The 16,181-nt window shown below is 62.0% G+C and carries 14 protein-coding genes; 6 read left to right on the top strand and 8 right to left on the bottom strand.

Annotated features, from left to right (window positions below):
• Nucleotides 1-35: 35 nt before the first annotated feature.
• Together gyrA and mtnA are read right to left on the bottom strand one after the other, a co-directional pair.
• A complete protein-coding gene (gene gyrA / locus C0058_RS09180; protein WP_003218817.1) occupies nt 36-2,699 on the bottom strand; it encodes a DNA gyrase subunit A in 2,664 nt (887 codons plus the stop codon).
• A gap of 302 nt (nt 2,700-3,001) precedes the next feature.
• Nucleotides 3,002-4,078 carry an S-methyl-5-thioribose-1-phosphate isomerase gene (gene mtnA, locus C0058_RS09175; RefSeq protein WP_003218821.1) on the bottom strand — a complete coding sequence of 359 codons (1,077 nt, stop codon included), beginning with the start codon at nt 4,076-4,078 and terminating at the stop codon, nt 3,002-3,004.
• Between the two features lie 108 nt (nt 4,079-4,186).
• Between mtnA and C0058_RS09170 the strand changes: the two genes are divergently transcribed.
• From C0058_RS09170 to C0058_RS09155, 4 genes are all read left to right on the top strand, one after another.
• Nucleotides 4,187-5,518 carry a TRZ/ATZ family hydrolase gene (locus C0058_RS09170; RefSeq protein WP_102370231.1) on the top strand — a complete coding sequence of 444 codons (1,332 nt, stop codon included), beginning with the start codon at nt 4,187-4,189 and terminating at the stop codon, nt 5,516-5,518.
• 63 nt (nt 5,519-5,581) lie between these two features.
• Nucleotides 5,582-6,280: a bifunctional 2-polyprenyl-6-hydroxyphenol methylase/3-demethylubiquinol 3-O-methyltransferase UbiG gene (gene ubiG / locus C0058_RS09165; protein ID WP_003218825.1), complete on the top strand. Its 699-nt coding sequence runs from the start codon at nt 5,582-5,584 to the stop codon at nt 6,278-6,280.
• Nucleotides 6,281-6,284: 4 nt separating this feature from the next.
• Nucleotides 6,285-6,956 carry an N-acetylmuramic acid 6-phosphate phosphatase MupP gene (mupP, locus tag C0058_RS09160; RefSeq protein WP_003218827.1) on the top strand — a complete coding sequence of 224 codons (672 nt, stop codon included), beginning with the start codon at nt 6,285-6,287 and terminating at the stop codon, nt 6,954-6,956.
• A 189-nt stretch (nt 6,957-7,145) separates the two neighbouring features.
• Nucleotides 7,146-7,886 (top strand): YciK family oxidoreductase, encoded by a 741-nt coding sequence (locus C0058_RS09155; protein ID WP_003218829.1) that lies wholly within the window; start codon nt 7,146-7,148, stop codon nt 7,884-7,886.
• 140 nt (nt 7,887-8,026) lie between these two features.
• On the opposite strand, the gene C0058_RS09150 is transcribed toward C0058_RS09155, so the two are convergent.
• The 6 genes from C0058_RS09150 to C0058_RS09125 are packed head-to-tail and all read right to left on the bottom strand — an operon-like array spanning nt 8,027 to nt 14,206.
• Nucleotides 8,027-9,541: an ABC transporter substrate-binding protein gene (locus C0058_RS09150; RefSeq protein ID WP_102368422.1), complete on the bottom strand. Its 1,515-nt coding sequence runs from the start codon at nt 9,539-9,541 to the stop codon at nt 8,027-8,029.
• Nucleotides 9,542-9,592: 51 nt separating this feature from the next.
• The gene (locus C0058_RS09145) at nt 9,593-10,564 is read right to left on the bottom strand and encodes an ABC transporter ATP-binding protein (RefSeq protein WP_102368421.1); all 972 of its coding nucleotides are present in this window, start codon (nt 10,562-10,564) and stop codon (nt 9,593-9,595) included.
• On the bottom strand, nt 10,561-11,517 hold the full coding sequence (locus C0058_RS09140) for an ABC transporter ATP-binding protein (RefSeq protein WP_102368420.1): 957 nt from the start codon (nt 11,515-11,517) through the stop codon (nt 10,561-10,563). Before C0058_RS09140 ends, C0058_RS09145 begins: the two co-directional genes overlap by 4 nt.
• The gene (locus C0058_RS09135) at nt 11,514-12,371 is read right to left on the bottom strand and encodes an ABC transporter permease (RefSeq protein ID WP_102368419.1); all 858 of its coding nucleotides are present in this window, start codon (nt 12,369-12,371) and stop codon (nt 11,514-11,516) included. Before C0058_RS09135 ends, C0058_RS09140 begins: the two co-directional genes overlap by 4 nt.
• Entirely contained in the window at nt 12,368-13,315 is a 948-nt protein-coding gene (locus tag C0058_RS09130) for an ABC transporter permease (protein WP_003218838.1), read from the bottom strand. Before C0058_RS09130 ends, C0058_RS09135 begins: the two co-directional genes overlap by 4 nt.
• A gap of 3 nt (nt 13,316-13,318) precedes the next feature.
• Nucleotides 13,319-14,206 (bottom strand): proline iminopeptidase-family hydrolase, encoded by an 888-nt coding sequence (locus C0058_RS09125; RefSeq protein WP_102368418.1) that lies wholly within the window; start codon nt 14,204-14,206, stop codon nt 13,319-13,321.
• Between the two features lie 182 nt (nt 14,207-14,388).
• Here C0058_RS09125 and C0058_RS09120 point away from each other — a divergent pair, with 182 nt between their 5' ends.
• Nucleotides 14,389-15,153 carry a LuxR family transcriptional regulator gene (locus C0058_RS09120; protein WP_008437673.1) on the top strand — a complete coding sequence of 255 codons (765 nt, stop codon included), beginning with the start codon at nt 14,389-14,391 and terminating at the stop codon, nt 15,151-15,153.
• Nucleotides 15,154-15,247: 94 nt separating this feature from the next.
• Nucleotides 15,248-16,180, top strand: a complete 933-nt coding sequence (locus C0058_RS09115) for a proline iminopeptidase-family hydrolase (protein WP_003218843.1) — start codon at nt 15,248-15,250, stop codon at nt 16,178-16,180.
• The last annotated feature ends 1 nt before the right edge of the window (nt 16,181 follow it).

Raw genomic sequence — 16,181 nt, 5'->3', positions numbered from 1 at the left:
GGGGGCGAATCTTCATCCGCCCCCTGTGTGTCCGCTTATTCCTGCGGTTCTTCTTCGTCTGCGGCAGCGTCGAGTGTTGGCTCGTCGACGCCGTCATCGGCATCGCCGATCACTTGCCCCTCGAGTGCAATCCCCTCTTCACCTTCCAGCTCCTCGCCTTCGACTTCCGATGGCTCCTGGACACGCTCCAGGCCTACCAACGTTTCGTCGCTGGCCAGCTTGATCAAGGTCACGCCCTGGGTGTTACGCCCCAGGCTCGACACTTCATCAACCCGGGTACGTACCAGGGTGCCCTGGTCGGAAATCAGCATGATTTCCTCACCATCCAGCACCTGGACCGCGCCGACCAGGCGGCCGTTGCGATCGTTGCTGACCATGGCGATAACGCCCTGGCCGCCACGCTTGTACTCGGGGAACTCGCTGATGGCCGTACGCTTGCCGTAGCCGCGGGCCGATGCAGTGAGGATCTCGCTGCCTTCTTCCGGGATCAGCATCGAAATCAGCTTCTGCCCTTCCGGCAGACGCATGCCGCGCACACCGCGGGCGGTACGGCCCATGGCACGAACGTCGGATTCCTTGAAGCGCGTGACCTTGCCGCCGTCGGAGAACAGCATGACTTCACGCTCGCCGTCGGTGATGGCCGCGCTGATCAATACGTCGCCTTCGTCCAGTTCGAGGGCGATCAGGCCCACGCTGCGTTGACGGCTGAAGGATTCCAGCGGGGTCTTCTTCACGGTGCCTTTCGCAGTGGCCATGAAGATGAAGTGACCTTCGGTGTACTCGTCTACCGGCAGCATGGTGGTGATGTATTCATCACTGTCCAGCGGCAGCAGGTTGACCAGCGGACGACCACGGGCGGCGCGGGACGCTTCCGGGATTTCGTAGGTTTTCAGCCAGTACACCTTGCCCTTGCTGGAGAACAGCAGCAGCGTGGTGTGGCTGTTGGCAACCAGCAGGTGAGCGATGTAGTCCTCATCCTTGACGCCGGTAGCCGATTTGCCTTTACCGCCACGACGCTGGGCCTGGTACGCAGCCAGAGGCTGGGTCTTGGCATAGCCACCGTGGGAAATGGTCACGACGCGATCTTCTTCCGGGATCATGTCACCCAGGGTCAGGTCGAGACGGGCGTCGAGAATCTCGGTGCGGCGCACATCGCCGTATTCGGCGCGGATCACTTCCAGTTCTTCGCGGATCACTTCCATCAGGCGCACCGCGCTGTTGAGGATGCGGATCAGCTCGCCGATCTGGTTGAGGATCTCCTGGTACTCGGCCAGCAGTTTCTCGTGTTCCAGGCCGGTCAGACGGTGCAGACGCAGTTCCAGAATGGCCTGGGCCTGTTCCGGGGACAGGAAATACTTGCCGTCGCGCAGGCCGTATTGTGGGTCCAGGGTCTCCGGACGGCACGAATCTGCACCGGCCCGTTCCACCATCGCTACTACGGCGCTGGATTCCCACGGCATCTTGATCAGCGCTTCCTTGGCTTCCGACGGCGTCGGCGAAGCCTTGATCAGGGCGATGACCGGGTCGATGTTCGACAGCGCAACAGCCTGACCTTCCAGGATGTGGCCGCGTTCACGGGCCTTGCGCAGTTCGAATACGGTACGGCGGGTTACCACTTCGCGGCGGTGACGCACGAAGGCTTCCAGCAGATCCTTGAGGTTCAGGATGCGCGGGCGGCCGTCGATCAGCGCTACCACGTTGATACCGAATACGCTTTGCAGCTGGGTCTGGGCGTAGAGGTTGTTGAGGATCACCTCAGGCACTTCGCCACGACGCAGCTCGATCACCACGCGCATACCGTCCTTGTCAGACTCGTCGCGCAGCTCGGTGATGCCTTCCAGCTTCTTCTCTTTAACCAGCTCGGCGATCTTCTCGATCAGACGCGCCTTGTTCAACTGGTAAGGGAGTTCGGTGATGACGATCTGCTGACGGCCACCGACCTTGTCGATGTCTTCGATGATCGAGCGGGCACGCATGTAAATGCGGCCGCGACCGGTACGGTAGGCTTCGATGATGCCGGCGCGACCGTTGATGATCGCGGCGGTCGGGAAGTCCGGACCCGGGATGTACTGCATCAGCTCATCGACGGTCAGCTCGGGGTTGTCGATGAGGGCCAGGCAACCGTCGATGACTTCACCGAGGTTGTGTGGCGGGATGTTGGTGGCCATGCCCACGGCGATACCGCTGGAGCCGTTGACCAACAGGTTGGGAATACGGGTCGGCATGACCGCCGGGATCATTTCGGTGCCGTCGTAGTTCGGCACCCAGTCCACGGTTTCCTTGTGCAGGTCAGCCAGCAGCTCGTGCGCCAGCTTGGTCATGCGCACTTCGGTGTATCGCATGGCCGCAGCGTTGTCGCCGTCGACCGAACCGAAGTTGCCCTGGCCGTCTACCAGCAGGTAGCGCAGGGAAAACGGCTGGGCCATCCGAACGATGGTGTCGTACACCGCAGTGTCGCCGTGAGGGTGATACTTACCGATCACGTCACCGACAACACGGGCAGATTTCTTGTACGGCTTGTTCCAGTCGTTACCCAGCTCGCTCATCGCGAACAGCACACGCCTGTGCACGGGCTTCAAGCCATCGCGCGCATCAGGCAGTGCCCGACCGACAATTACGCTCATCGCGTAGTCGAGGTAGGACTGTTTCAGCTCGTCTTCGATATTGACCGGGAGGATTTCTTTGGCCAGTTCGCCCATGAGAAGCCTGATTCCTTTTTCGGGTGAAACCTCGTCACATCCTATGGGACGAACGAAGCTCGCCGCTGCCGGCATGATGCCTGGCAACGACTTACGACAAATCAACGAGTTATGACACGGATCTGCGCATTAAAGGTTACCCCTTGGGGTGACCCTGGAAACCGCCGGATGTTATCACAATCGCCGCCACGCACCTATCCCCCTGATGCGCATGGAGCATAGTAAGTTGACGGATGACAGGCTTGACGGCGACGAGAGGGCCTTAGAGCTGGATCCAAGGGGATTTTTGCGGGCAAATTGCCTCAATGCAGGCGTTTACGACACATCAGTTGCGCCAACTTCGCCGTGTCGGGGCGTTCGACGATGCCTTTTTCAGTGACGATCACATCAATCAGGTCCGCCGGCGTCACGTCGAACACCGGGTTGAAGGCGTCTACATCAGCGGCTACGCGGGTGCCGCCGACTTCCAGCAGTTCACGGGCGTCGCGCTCTTCAAGCGGCACGTCATCACCGCTGGCCGCCATCAGGTCGATGGTTGAGCTGGGCGCCACCACCATGAAACGCACGCCGTGATGCATGGCGCACACCGCCAGCTGATAGGTGCCGATCTTGCTGACCACGTCACCGTTGGCCGCAATGCAGTCGGCACCGACGATCACCCAGGTCACGCCCTTGGTCTTGAGAATATGCGCGCCAGCCGAATCGGCATTCACGGTGACCGGAATGCCTTCATTGGCCAATTCCCAGGCCGTCAGCCGCGAGCCTTGCAGCCAGGGCCGGGTTTCGTTGGCGTAGACCCGTTCCACCATGCCTTCCAGGAACGCACCGCGAATCACCCCGAGCGCGGTACCGACGCCGCCGGTAGCCAGCGCACCCGCATTGCCATGGGTCAGGATCGCCTGAACATTGCCCTGGTGCTTGCGGATCAGCTCAACACCCAGCTGCGCCATGGTCAGGTTGGCTTCACGATCACTTTGGTGAATCGCCACCGCCTCGGCCTCCAGCACCTTCAACGGATCGGCGTGTTTCTTGAGGCGATCGAGGCAATCGCGCATGCGCTTCATGGCCCAGAAAAGATTCGACGCGGTCGGGCGGGTATCCGCCAGCAGCGCGTAGTCCTCTTCCCAGGCGGCCTGCCAGTCATCGCCCTCGGCGATGTGGGCACGAGCGGCCAGCACCAGGCCATACGCCGCACTGATGCCAATGGCCGGCGCACCGCGCACCACCATCGTGCGAATGGCCTCGGCCACCTCGGCAGCACTGGTGCAGGCGACCCAGGTTTCTGCAGACGGCAAAATACGCTGATCGAGCAGGTACAGTGCGCCATCACGCCAGTCGATGGCCTTCACTTTCTCCGCAGCCAACAGTCGATCGCGCATCCCTCACCCCGCACTCATGAACAAAAGCCGCCGATTATAGCGATCCGCCAGCCAGGACGCTCGGGTATACTTCGCCGTTCTTTATAGATGCCTGGGAAACTGCCCTCGATGACACCGACTGCCGCCCCGCTCGACTTATTGCTGCTGCCCACCTGGCTGGCACCTGTCGAGCCTGCCGGCGTAGTGCTCAAGGAGCACGCCCTGGGCATTCGTGACGGGTGCATTGCGTTTATCGGCCCACGCGCCGCGGCCTTGAAGCTCGCAGCGAGCGAAGTGCGTGAACTGCCGGGCATGCTGCTCAGCCCCGGCCTGATCAACGCCCACGGCCACGCGGCCATGACGCTGTTTCGCGGCCTGGCCGACGACCTGCCGCTGATGACCTGGCTGGAAAACCACATCTGGCCCGCCGAGGCCAAGTGGGTCGACGAAGCCTTCGTCCGCGACGGCACTGACCTGGCCATCGCCGAGCAGATCAAGGGCGGCATCACGTGTTTCTCGGACATGTACTTCTTCCCGAAAGTCGCCAGCGAACGGGTGCACAACAGCGGCATGCGTGCGCAAATCGCCATCCCGATCCTGGATTTCCCGATTCCCGGCGCTGCTGACGCCGACGAGGCGATTCGCCAGGGCGTCGAGCTGTTCGGCGACCTCAAGCATCACCCACGGATCAAAATCACCTTCGGCCCGCACGCGCCGTACACCGTCTGCGATGAAAACCTGGAAAAAATCCGGGTGATCGCCGAGGAACTGGACGCCTCGATCCACATGCACGTGCATGAAACCGCCTTCGAAGTGCAGCAGTCCGTTGAACAGCGTGGTGAACGCCCGCTGGCACGGCTTGGCCGCCTGGGTTTGCTGGGGCCGCGCTTCCAGGCCGTTCACATGACCCAAATCAGCGATGACGACCTGACTTTGCTGGTAGAAAGTAACACCAGCGTGATCCATTGCCCGGAATCCAACCTGAAACTGGCCAGCGGCTTCTGCCCGGTGGAACGCCTGTGGCAAGCCGGCGTCAATGTGGCAATAGGCACCGACGGCGCGGCCAGCAACAATGACCTCGACCTGCTGGGCGAGACCCGCACCGCCGCGCTGCTGGCCAAGGCCGTCGCCGGCTCGGCCACCGCCCTGGATGCCCACCGCGCCCTGCGCATGGCCACCCTCAACGGCGCCCGAGCCATGGGCCTGGAAAGTCAAATCGGCTCGCTGGAAGTCGGCAAGGCCGCTGACATCGTGGCCTTCGACCTGTCGGGCCTGGCGCAACAACCGATCTACGATCCGGTCTCACAGCTTATATATGCCACCGGACGCGATTGTGTGAAACACCTTTGGGTCGGCGGCAAGCAATTGCTCGACGACCGGCAACTGACCCGCCTGGATGAACAACAGTTGTGCGCCACGGCCATCGCCTGGGGCCAGCGCATCAGCGGACACAGCGAATAACACCCGCCCTGGCAACGCATGCCAGGGCCGGCAAAACGTTTTATCAGATTTAGAGGATTCCCCATGAGCAACGTCGACCACGCTGAAATCGCCAAATTCGAAGCCCTCGCCCATCGCTGGTGGGACCGCGAAAGCGAGTTCAAACCCCTGCACGACATCAACCCGCTGCGGGTCAACTGGATTGACGAGCGCGTCAACCTGGCCGGCAAGAAGGTACTGGATGTGGGTTGCGGCGGCGGGATCCTCAGTGAATCCATGGCCCAGCGCGGCGCCACCGTGATGGGTATCGACATGGGCGAAGCGCCATTGGCCGTGGCCCAGTTGCACCAACTGGAGTCGGGCGTGAACGTCGAATACCGGCAGATCACCGCCGAAGAGCTGGCCGAAGAGATGCCCGGGCAGTTCGACGTGGTCACTTGCCTGGAAATGCTCGAGCACGTGCCGGACCCGTCCTCGGTGATCCGCGCCTGCTTCCGCATGGTCAAGCCCGGTGGCCAGGTGTTCTTCTCCACCATCAACCGCAATCCGAAGGCGTACCTGTTCGCGATCATCGGTGCCGAATACATCATGAAGCTGCTGCCCCGCGGCACCCATGACTTCAAGAAATTCATCCGCCCTTCCGAGCTGGGCGCCTGGAGCCGTCAGGCCGGGCTGACCGTCAAGGACATCATCGGCTTGACCTACAACCCGCTGACCAAGCACTACAAGCTGGCCAGCGACGTTGACGTCAACTACATGATCCAGACCCTGCGCGAGGAGTAAGCCTGTGAAGTTGCGAGCGGTTCTTTTCGACATGGACGGTACCCTGCTGGACACCGCGCCAGACTTTATCGCCATCTGCCAGGCCATGCGCGCTGACCGCGGCCTGGCACCGATCAACGACCAGCACATCCGCGATGAAATCTCCGGCGGCGCCCGGGCGATGGTCGCCGTGACCTTTTCCATGGACCCCGAGTCCCCGGGCTTTGAAGAGCTGCGCCAGGAATTCCTCGAGCGTTACCTCAAGGGCTGCGCGATCCACAGCAAGCTGTTCGAGGGCATGGAAGAGCTGCTGGTGGATATCGAGAAATCCAGGCTGATCTGGGGCGTGGTCACCAACAAGCCACTGCGCTTTGCCGAACCGATCATGCAGCAGCTGGGCCTGGCCGAGCGCTCCGCGCTGCTGATCTGCCCGGACCACGTAAAGAACAGCAAGCCGGACCCGGAACCGTTGATCCTGGCGTGCAAGATGCTCGACCTGGACCCGGCCAGCGTGCTGTTCGTGGGGGATGACCTGCGGGACATCGAGTCGGGCCGCGACGCCGGCACTCGCACCGCGGCGGTCACCTACGGCTATATCCACCCGGACGACAACCCGCGCAACTGGGGTGCCGATGTGGTGGTGGATCACCCGCTGGAATTGCGCAAAGTGCTGGACAGCGCGCTGTGCAGCTGCTGATCGGGACTGCCTGAGGTTGCTGCAATTTTGTGGAGAGGGAGCTTGCTCCCGTTCGACTGCGCAGCAGTCGCGAAAAGCTGGGGCTGCTTCGCAACCCAACGGGAGCAAGCTCCCTCGCCACAGAAGCCTTGGCCAGCCTTAGCCGCAATCAATCACATGGATTTTCTGTGAACTTTGTCGAGGTTGTTTATGTTTGATTACTCCGCACGTCCAGAACTGCTCAAGGGCCGGGTCATCCTGGTCACCGGCGCCGGTCGCGGGATTGGCGCAGCGGCGGCCAAAACCTATGCGGCCCACGGCGCCACCGTGCTGCTGCTGGGCAAGACCGAAGCCAACCTGGCCCAGGTCTACGACGAAATCGAAGCCGCCGGCCAGCCGCAGCCGGTGGTGATCCCGTTCAACCTGGAGACCGCCCTGCCCCATCAATACGATGAGCTGGCAGCGATGATCGAAAAGGAGTTCGGCCACCTCGACGGTTTGCTGCACAACGCCTCGATCATCGGCCCGCGCACACCGATCGAGCAGTTGTCCGGCGAGAACTTCATGCGGGTGATGCATGTGAACGTCAACGCGATGTTCATGCTGACCAGCACGCTGTTGCCGCTGCTCAAGCTGTCCCAGGATGCGTCGGTGGTGTTCACCTCAAGCAGCGTGGGCCGCAAGGGCCGGGCTTATTGGGGGGCTTACGGGGTGTCGAAGTTTGCCACCGAAGGGCTGATGCAAACCCTGGCGGACGAGCTGGACAACGTCGCACCGGTGCGCGCCAACAGCATCAACCCAGGCGCCACCCGCACCAGCATGCGGGCCCAGGCGTATCCAGGGGAGAACCCGACCGATAACCCGACACCGGAGGAAATCATGCCGGTGTACCTGTACCTGATGGGGCCGGACAGTACCGGCATCAATGGGCAGGCGTTTGACGCGCAATAACTATCTGGAACACAGTACAACCTAATGTGGGAGCGGGCTTGCTCGCGAAGGCGGAGTGTCAGTCAACAGAGATATCGACTGATCCACCGCCTTCGCGAGCAAGCCCGCTCCCACATTTGTATTGCGGTGATCTCTAGAACTTAGTTCTTCACCACTTCCTCAAGCGTGAAGCGCCCCAACGGGTTTTGCAGGAAGTTGCTCACGTTCTTGCGTGAGATGTTGATGTACGGGCTGTAGTACAAGTCGATCCAGTTCACATCCTGTTTCGCCATTTTCTGCAGGTCGACGTACATCTGCTCACGCTTGACCGGGTCCGCCTCGATCCGCGCCGCGGCCACCAGGTCCTTGACCTTGTCGTTCTTGTAGCGGGTCATGTAGTTCTGGTTGGTGTCGTGGCCCAGCACGAAGGTGGTCTTCTGGTCCGGGTCGAGGATGTCGTTGGTCCAGTACATCACCGAAATATCGTAATCACCGTCCACCAGCATCTGCCAGCTTTGGGTCGGGTCGACCTTTTGCAGGTTGGCCGTCACACCGACCTTGGCCAGTTGATCCTTGATCATCACCGCAATCTGCTCGTCGGCTTCGTTGCCGGCGTTGACCACGTAGTTGAGCTTCAAATCCTGAGCGCCGGCAGCCGCCAGCAGCTTCTTGGCTTCGGTCGGGTCATACGGGCGTTGCAGGTTGTTGGCGTAGTGGTACAGCGAGCCTTTTGGGATGTAGGAATAGGCCACGGTGCCCTGGCCGAAGGTGGCGGTTTTCACCAGCGATTGTTTATCGATGGCCATGTCCAGCGCCTGGCGCACTTCCGGCTTGGCCAGCAGGCCGTGGGCGTGGTTGATCAACAGGTGATCTTCACGGGTGGACGGATCAGAGTGCACCACCACGTTCTTGTCTTTTTTCAGCTCTTCAACCCGGGAAAACGGGACGAAGATCGCCGTGTCCAGCTCGTTGTTCTGCACCATGCGCATGCGGGTGTTGTCGTCGGTGACGGAGACCCATTCCACACCATCCAGGCTGACGTTGCTGGCCTGCCAGAAGTTCGGGTTCTTCTTCAGGATCACCCGATCGCCCTTGCGCCACTCGTCCACGGTAAACGCGCCGGAGGTCACCGGGTTTTCCGAGTAGGCGTCTTCGCCCATCTTGGTCATGGCTTTTTCCGACAGGATCGACACCGTCGGCGAAGCCAGTTGCGAGAGGAAGGCCACCGCCGGGGTTTTCAAGGTCACTACCAGGGTTTGCGGGTCGCTGGCCTTGGCGGTGTTGATCAGGCTGAACGGGTCGCTCCACAGCGAGGCCTTGTTGTCGCGGATGCGCAACAGGCTGAAGGCAGCGTCGTCGGCGGTGATCGGCGAGCCATCCGAGAACTTCGCGGCACGCAGCTTGAAGGTGTACGTCAGGCCGTCCTTGGAAATGTCCCAGCTTTCTGCCAGCCCCGGTTCCATCTTGGTGCCCAGGTTGTCCACGCGCACCAGGGTGTCGTAGACGTTGGCGAACACCCAGGTATCGCGGTTCTGCGCGCTTTTGATCGGGTCAAACGTGGTGCTGTCTTCGCGGCAGCCGATGGTCAGCACACCTGCGGCGTGGGCAATACCGGCGGTCAGCGACCAGGCGGTGAGTGTGGCGGCGGCGAGCAACTTCAAGTGACGGGATTGCATGTCATAACTCCTTGTCTATAACGGCGGTTGTTCATGATCGGCAGGAAGGGTTCAAAGCAAAGGTTCTTCAAGCACGCAACTGTACCGATGCGTTTGCACAACGTGAGTCGGCGGCAATACCTCGGCACACACGGCTCGTGCATGTCGGCAACGCGGGTGAAAGGCGCAACCACTGGGCAGTTTCAACGGGCTCGGCGGCTCGCCCGGCAACGGTTCGCTGGGCAACGGGCGGTAAGGATCAATCTCCGGGATCGCCTGGATCAACGCTGCTGTGTAGGGATGGCGCGGCGTGGTGAACACCGCCTCCACCGGACCTTCCTCAACGATTTTCCCCAGGTACATCACCGCCACCCGGTCGCACAGGCGGCGGACGATGGCCAGGTCGTGGGCGATAAACAGGATCGCCAGGTTCATGCGCTGTTGCAGTTCCAGCAGCAGGTTGATGATCTGGCCCTGGATCGACACATCCAGGGCGGCCACGCATTCGTCGGCGATGATCAGCCGTGGCTCCACTGCCAGTGCCCGGGCGATGCCGACGCGCTGGCACTGGCCGCCGCTGAGAGAGCCGGGCTTGCGGCTGGCGAGTTCGGGGCGCAGGCCTACGAGGTCGAGTAATTCGTCGACCCGGCGTGGGATGTTTTCTGGCGCCACCTTGCGCTGCACCCGCAGGACTTCGGCAATGGTTTCGCCGATGGTCAGCCGCGGGTTCAGGGCCGCGTAGGGATCCTGGAAGATCATCGCCGTCTCGTGCCGCAAACGGGCGATATCGACCGGCCCGGCGTGGGCCATGTCGATGCCGTCGAACACCACCTGCCCGGCGCTGATGGGGTTGAGGTGCAGGATCGCCCGCCCCAATGTGCTTTTGCCGCTGCCGGACTCGCCCACCAAACCCAGTGTTTCACCGGCGGCCAGGGTCAACGACACCCCGTTGACCGCCCTCACCCACTGTTTATTCAGGCCGAACAGGCCGCTGCCGGCGGCGGCAAAACGCACCTCAAGGTCATTCACCTGCAACAGCGTCATGGGCGAACTCCCAGGGGATAGTGACAGGCCACCCGCGCGCCTTCCGGCAGCAGCTCGGTGCACAAGCTGCCGACTTGCGGGCAGCGCGGGTTGAACCGGCAGCCCTTGGGCAATGCGTCGAGCAATGGCGGTTGGCCGGCGATGGTGCGCAACAGGGCGTGGCCGCTGCTGGTGGCGGGCTGGCACTCGATCAGGCCGGCGGTGTAAGGGTGTTGCGGGTGTGCCAGCAGCTCGTATTTGCTGCCGTGTTCGCACAGGCGCCCGGCGTACATCACGGCGATGGAGTCGCAGGTTTGCGCCACCACGCCCAGGTCGTGAGTGATCATGATGATCGACAGGCCACGCTGGTCCCGCAGGTCCAGCAACAGCCGCAGAATCTGGGCTTGCACGGTCACGTCGAGGGCGGTGGTCGGTTCGTCGGCAATCAGCACCTTGGGATTGCAGCCAAGGGCCACCGCGATCATTGCCCGCTGGCGCATGCCGCCGGAAAACTCGTGGGGGTAATTGTCGATCCGCGCCTGGGGATCGGGAATGCCGACCTGGCGCAGCACTTCGATAGCCTGCAAGCGCGCCTCCTTTTTCGACGCGCCCTGGTGCAGTCGGATGCCTTCGGCGATCTGCTCGCCGATGCGCATCAACGGGTCGAGGTGGCTGCTGGGGTTCTGGAAAATCATCCCAAGTTGCCCACCGCGTACCGCGCGCATGCCGGCGTCATCCAGCTGCAGAAGGTCCTGGCCCGCCAGGCGCACCGAACCGCCCTGCACCCGCAGGCTCGGGGACGGCAGCAAGCGCATCAGCCCGCGACAGGCCATGGTCTTGCCCGAACCGCTTTCGCCCACCAGGCCGAGGATCTCACCTTCGGCCAGGTCGAACGACACCCGGTCCACCAACGTTACGTCGCGCCCGGTGTTATTGGCGATGACGCTCAGGTCCTGCACCTGCAACAGGCTCATGAGCGATCCCCCAGCACTTGCGCCACACCATCGGCCAGCAGGCTGAAGCCCATGGCCAGGGTCACGATGGCCAGGCCCGGGAAGGTGCAAATCCACCAGGCGGTGGTGATGAACGCCTGGCCTTCGGCAACCATGGTGCCCCACTCGGCGGTCGGCGGTTGTACGCCCAGGCCGAGGTAGCTGACCGCTGCGCCGTTGAGCAGCACCAGCACTGCGTCAGACATCGAGAACACAATCGAACCGAACATCGCGTTGGGCAACAAATGCCGGAACAGAATGCGCCCATGGCCAAAGCCCAGGCTTTTGGCGGCCAGGGCGAAGTCGCTTTCCTTGAGCACCAGGATCTGCGAGCGGATCAGCCGCGCGTAGGACACCCAGCCCACCAGCGCCATGGCGATGTAAAAGCTTTTCAAACCCGGGCCGAGAATGGCCATGATCGCCAGCATCAGCACCAGGAAAGGGAACGCGAGGATCACGTCGATCACCCGCATGCAGAAGCTGTCGAAACGCCCGCCGATGTAGCCAGACACCGCACCGACGAAGGTGCCGATCAGGAACGGAAAGATCACCCCGACCACCGCCAGTTGCAGGTCGATGCGTGCGCCCCAGACCACCCTCGAAAGGATGTCTCGCCCGTAGTTGTCCGTGCCAAATGGATGGGCCTGGCTCGGACCCAGCAAACTGATGTCGGTGTTTTGCGCAATCGGGTCAAAGGGTGCGATCCAGGGGGCGAACACGGCCAGCGCCAGCCATGTCAGCAGAATCAACAGGCCCCATGCCGCCGTCAGCCGGCCATTGCGAAAACCAAAGCGCAGGCGCAGGCGCCATGGGGCGATCAATGGGCGGCTGCTCATTGCATCTTCACTCGCGGGTCCAGCGTGACCGTCACCACATCGGCAACAAAGTTGACCAGCACGGTGGCACAGGCCAGCACCATCGCCACGCCCTGCACCACCATGTAGTCGCGGGTGAAGATGCCGCGCACCAGCAATTGGCCGATGCCGGGAATCGCAAACAGGCTTTCGATCACCACCGTGCCACTGATCAGCCAGCCAATGTTCACCGCCAGCAGGTTCACCGCCGGCACCAGGGAATTGGGCAGCACATGACGACGAAACACCGCCGCCTCCGACAACCCGCGCGCCCGGGCGGCGGTAACGTGGTCAGCCTGCAATTCCATCAACATGCTCGCCCGCAGGTTGCGCACCAGCACCGCCGACAGCGCCAGGGCGATGGTCAGGCACGGCAGAACCATGTGGTGCGCCTTGTCCAGCCAGGTGCGCCCATACCCGGAGACCGGGAACAGGCCCCATTGCACGCTGAGCAACAGGATCAGCATCAAGCCCAGCCAGAACGCCGGCATGCCCAGGCCCACCGTAGTGAACAGCCGGATCAGGTTATCCGCCCAGCCACCTTTATTACGCGCGGCCACGGTGGCCAGCGGCACGGCGATCAACAGCGCCAGCAGCACACTGCCGAGCACCAGGAACAGGGTCGGCTCGATGCGGGTGACGATCAGTTTCAGCGCGTCGACCTTGTACAGCAGTGACTGGCCGAGGTCGCCCTTGAGCAGGTTTTTCAGGAAGTAGAAATATTGCAGCCACAGCGGCTGGTCGAGGCCGTACTGGGCGCGGATCTTCAGCAAGGCGTCCGGGGTGCTGCGCGAACCCAGCAGGGCCCGCGCCGGGTCGCCGGGAATCGAGCGCACCAGCACAAAGGTGATCAGGCTGATGCCAAACAGCACCGGCAGCAATTGCAGCGGCCGGGACAGCACAAAACGGTAACGCGCCAGGTTCATCCGTCAGCCTCGATGACGAGCGAGGAAGTCCAGCAGCACCGGGAAGTATGCCTGGGGCTCTTCGTAAAAAGGCATATGGCTGCTGTTGGGGAACACGTGCAGCTCGGCGTGCCGGGCCGCGCTTTTCATGCGCATGGCGCAGGCCGGGGTCAGTTCGTCGTGCTGGCCGGTGGTGATCAGTATCGGCATCTTGAGCTCGGCCATCTCGGGGATGCGGTTCCAGTCCTTGAGGTTGCCGATGTAGAGAAATTCGTTGGGACCCTGCATGGTTTCGTAGGGGCCCATGTTCCAGTCGCCGAGGGAACGCTGGACCGGCGCCGGCCATTCGTCCAGGCGGCAGACGTGGCGGTAGTTGAGCAAGGTGATGGCGGCCTGGTACTGCGGGTGATCGAGGGTGCCCATGGCTTCATGGCGTTGCATCATCGCCACGGTTTCGCTGCCCAGGGCGCCGCGCAGGCGTTCCAGCTCGAGGGACAGGTGCGGAATGTCGCCGACGGTGTTTTCCAGGATCAGGCTTTTCAGCGCATCGGGGTAGTGAATGGCGTACTCGATGCCCAACCATCCGCCCCAGGAATGCCCCAGCAAGTGCACGCGGCCAAGGCCAAGGGCCTGGCGCACGGTTTCGACTTCTTCGACATAACGGCTGATTTCCCACAGCGAAACATCGGTCGGTCTGGCTGAAGCGCCCGTGCCAAGCTGGTCGAATGCAACCACTCGCAGGCCGTTGTCCTTGAGCCAGCCATGGGCGTCGCGCAAGTAGTCGCAAGGCAGCCCGGGGCCGCCATTGAGGCACAGCAACACCTCATCGCCTTCGCCAAAGCTATAGGCCACGAGGTTGTGGCCATCGACCTGCACGTTGTACCGCTGGTCGGGGGCAATTTCACGCCACATGCATACATTCCTTGTTGTGTGTCGGCCCTGTGGAGAGTGGCCGTTTAGAGGCCAACACTACCGAGGATGCCGCGTGTCCATAACCTGGTAATTCTTATAGGTTTGGTCTGGCAGTCCTTCGCCGGGGCGTGGCATTCTACTTGCAGCAAGACGAGATTCAAATGAAATCGGGAGCAGAACGGATGCTGGCCAGGCTAACTGCGTTTAATGACCGTCTCATCCCCGGCAGGAGCCTGGATGAACAGATGGACAACACCCTCGTATTGGCCCAGGACCTGGGTTTTGATGCGTTGGTCTACGACTACACCCCCGTGCCCATTGACCATAATGGTGCACTGATCACCCCTTCTGTGCTGCAACTGCGCAATACCCCGCCCGACTGGTACAACCTGTGGTGCAGTTCCGGCTTTTATCAGATCGATCCGGTGCAACACCTCGCACTGTCGACGGTTTCACCGTTTGTGTGGTCCTACGAGGCCAAGGCCGATACCGCGCTGCAAAAAATCATCGACCCCTGCCACGCTCCGGTTTCCAGCTACCTGCACGACCGCCAGATGACCTGCGGCGTCAGCGTGCCGATCCATTTGCCCCGTGGCGGCTTCGCCTCGCTGACCGGCCTGCGCACCGGCAAGGCCAGCGCCGTGTTGCAGGACGCCCGCCAGACGCTGTCGGAATTCAGCCTGATTACCCACGCCTTGCAGGAAGCGGCCTACCCGCTTTTCAGCAAGGAACTGCGCTCCTACCCGCATATCCGCCTGACCAAGCGTGAGCGCGAATGCCTGAAATGGGCCGCCGACGGCCTGACCGCCGCCGAAATCGCCACGCAATTGAGCCGCTCCCTGGCAGTGGTTACCCTGCACCTGGCGTCGGCCATGCACAAACTGGGGGCCAAGAACCGGGTGCAAGCGGTGGTACGGGCCACTCATTACCGGCTGCTGGAAGATTGATCCGAAGGAAAAACCTAGCTGTTTTGCTAGTTACTTAAACTTTCTGTGCCGACTATCGTGTACCTGATCACTTTTTCTCAGGGCAGGGCACGAAATGGAATTCATCGAAACAATCCGCGAAGGCTATGCGGCCTTTCGCGACTACCAGACCTGGTATCGGGTAACCGGCGACCTGGACAGCGGCCTCACGCCGCTGGTCATCCTCCATGGTGGCCCGGGTTGTACCCATGATTATGTCGATGCCTACAAGGACGTAGCCGCCAGTGGCCACGCGGTCATTCACTACGACCAACTGGGCAACGGCCGCTCCACCCACCTGCCTGACAAAGACCCTTCATTCTGGACCGTCGGCTTGTTCCTCGAAGAACTGGACAACCTGCTGGACCATCTGCAGATCAGCAACAACTACGCGATCCTGGGTCAATCCTGGGGCGGCATGCTCGGCAGCGAACACGCCATCCTGCAACCCAAGGGCCTGCGTGCATTTATTCCGGCCAACTCGCCGACCTGCATGCGTACCTGGGTTGCCGAGGCCAACCGCCTGCGCAAGCTACTGCCTGAAGGCGTGCACGAGACCTTGCTCAAGCATGAACAGGCCGGCACCTACCAGGACCCTGAGTACCTGGCCGCCTCGCGGATTTTCTATGACCAGCACGTGTGCCGGGTCAATCCGTGGCCGGAAGAAGTCGCCCGCACATTCGCCCAGGTGGATTCGGACCCGACGGTGTATCACGCCATGAGCGGCCCGACGGAATTCCATGTAATTGGCAGCTTGAAAGACTGGAACGTGATCGGCCGGCTGTCGAAGGTCAATGTGCCGACCCTGGTGATTTCCGGTCGCCATGACGAGGCCACGCCGCTGGTGGTCAAGCCGTTCCTGGATGAGATCGCCGATGTGCGCTGGGCGCTGTTCGAAGACTCCAGCCACATGCCGCATGTTGAAGAGCGACAGGCGTGCATGGGGACGGTGGTGCAGTTTTTGGATGAGGCTTGTTCGGTGCCCCACAGAACGCTCAAGACTGGCTGAG

Source organism: Pseudomonas sp. NC02 (genome assembly GCF_002874965.1).
Classification (GTDB): domain Bacteria; phylum Pseudomonadota; class Gammaproteobacteria; order Pseudomonadales; family Pseudomonadaceae; genus Aquipseudomonas.
The sequence above is the reverse complement of the archived record's forward strand: the minus strand, read 5'-3'. Positions and strand labels throughout refer to the sequence as shown.